This window comes from Pseudomonas sp. CM25 (assembly GCF_013179705.1).
Taxonomy (GTDB): domain Bacteria; phylum Pseudomonadota; class Gammaproteobacteria; order Pseudomonadales; family Pseudomonadaceae; genus Aquipseudomonas.
This window is the reverse complement of the sequence record NZ_JABMCW010000588.1, coordinates 1-1,888: the sequence shown is the minus strand read 5'-3', so window position 1 is coordinate 1,888 and position 1,888 is coordinate 1. Positions and strand designations below refer to the sequence as shown.

The 1,888-nt window shown below is 68.7% G+C and carries 1 protein-coding gene; it reads left to right on the top strand.

Features of this window, described 5'->3' with window-relative positions; genetic code table 11:
* Positions 1-1,888 (top strand): condensation domain-containing protein (locus HP546_RS29735; protein ID WP_172233305.1); only part of this gene is annotated, 1,888 nt, incomplete at both ends.

The following is a 1,888-nucleotide window of genomic DNA, read 5'->3' as shown; positions in this document are numbered from 1 at the left end:
CTGCCCATCGTGCCAGCACGCCAGGGCCTGGCCCGTATTCCGCTGTCGTTCGCCCAGCAGCGGCTGCTGTTCCTCTGGCAGCTGGAGCCCGACAGCCCGGCCTACAACGTGCCGATGGCGGTACGCCTGAAGGGCGCGCTGGACCAGGCGGTGCTGCAGCAGGCGCTGGATGCGCTGGTGCAGCGCCATGAGTCGCTGCGCACGCGCTTCGCCTCGGAAGAAGGCGAGTTCCACCAGGAAATTCTCGACCACTGCCCGCTGCCACTTGAGCTGGTGATGTTCGATGGCGTCGCCGATGAGGCGTCGCTGAGTGTGGCGGTGGACGCCGCCCTGAAGCAGCCCTTCGACCTGCTGACCGGGCCGCTGCTGCGGGTGACCCTGCTGCGCGTGGCGGCCGAGGAGCATGTGCTGGTGCTGAGCATGCACCACATCATCTCCGATGGCTGGTCAAGCGACGTGCTGGTGCAGGAGTTCATCCAGCTGTACACCGCCTTGGCCGAGGGGCACCAGGCCGACCTGCCCGCCTTGCCGATCCAGTATGCCGACTACGCCATCTGGCAGCGTGCCTGGCTCGAAGCCGGTGAAGCGCAGCGCCAGCTGGCCTACTGGCAGGCCCAGCTGGGCGACGAGCAGCCGGTGCTGAGCCTGCCGCTGGACTTCGAGCGCCCGGCCACGCCAAGCCAGCGCGGTGCGGTGGTGCGGGTGGACATCGCTGGCGAACAGGCCGAAGCCTTGCGCAACCAGGCGCGCAAAGGTGGCCACACGCTGTTCGTGCTGGTTTTGGCGGCCATGGCAGTGGTGCTGTCGCGCTACAGCGGCCAGGCCGACATCCGCATCGGTGCGCCCAATGCAGGGCGTAACCGCAAGGAACTGGAAGGCCTGATCGGCTTCTTCATCAACACCCAGGTACTGCGCGTGCAGGTGGACGAGCGCGCGACCTTCGCCGCGCTGCTGGAGCAGGTGAAAGACGTGATCGGCGGCGCCCAGTCGCATCAGGAACTGCCATTCGAGCACCTGGTCGACGCCTTGCTGCCCGAACGCAACCTGGCGCACAACCCGTTGTTCCAGTTCAAGATCAACCAGCACGTGGCGGCCAGCGACGCCGGGCGCAAGCGCCTGGGCGCGCTGGAAGTGGAAGGCTTTGCCCGTGACGGCGGCGATGCCCGTTTCGACCTGGCGTTCGACTTCTCCGACAAGGCCGACGGCATCGAAGGCTACTTCACCTACGCCACCGACCTGTTCGCGCAGGCTACCATCGAGCGCATGGCGGGCTCGCTGCGCCAGGTACTGGACGCGCTGATCCGCGACCCGCAGCAGGCCATGGTGGACTGCCCGGAGGTGGCGAGCGTGCTGCCAGCCAGCACGCAGCCCTACCCGCATGGCGACTTCCTCGCCCTGTGGCGCCAGGCAATGGCGCCAGGCCAGGCCCACGGCGGCGTGCGCGCCGGTGACCGGTTCATGACCCAGGCCGGCCTGGAGGCAGCCTCCAACCGCCTGGCCGACTACCTGCGCCAACGCGGGGTCGGCGCGGGCAGCATCGTTGCCCTGTGCCTGCCGCGCTCCATCGAGTGGGTCAGCGCCGTGCTCGCCGTGCTCAAGACCGGCGCCGCCTACCTGCCGCTGGACGCCCAGCAGCCGCAAGAGCGCCTGCAGCAGCTGATTGCCGACAGTGCTGCGGCCGTGGTGCTGCACGAGGCGGGCGACCATCGCTTTTCGGCCATGCCAGGCGTGCAGGTGATTGCCTGCGATCACACCCAATGGGCGACCTGCAGCGACAGCCCGGTCGAGGTGACCATCGCCCCCGCACAGCCGGCCTACCTGATCTACACCTCGGGCTCGACCGGCCAGCCGAAAGGCGTGGTGGTCAGCCACGGGGCGCTGGCCAGCT